This window comes from Syntrophomonas sp. UBA5494, assembly GCF_002426325.1.
Window position 1 is genome coordinate 10,314 of the sequence record NZ_DIPG01000090.1, and the last position, 300, is coordinate 10,613.

A 300-nucleotide genomic window follows, 5' to 3' on the forward strand; every position below is an offset into this window, starting at 1 on the left:
AAATCAGGAGATCTATGACTTCATGACCAGGGCTCTGACCACACTGGGGCACAGCCAGATGGAACTGGGCGAATGGGTGCAATTAGTGCTGGAATGCGGACGCATCAACCTCCTGGCCATGGAGGCTCTGGACCGCGGTAATACCGAACATTTTGGCCATCCCACCCCGACTGAGGTGCCCTTGGGACACCAAGCCGGCAAATGCATTCTGGTCTCAGGCCATGACCTCAAGGATTTGGAGGATATCTTAAAGGCCACCGAAGGCAGCGGTATCCTGGTTTACACTCATGGTGAAATGCT

At 54.3% G+C, this 300-nt stretch carries 1 pseudogene; it reads left to right on the plus strand.

What is annotated here, in order from left to right:
- A pseudogene (locus B3W37_RS09855) lies at window positions 1–300 on the plus strand (hydroxylamine reductase); the annotation flags it as partial.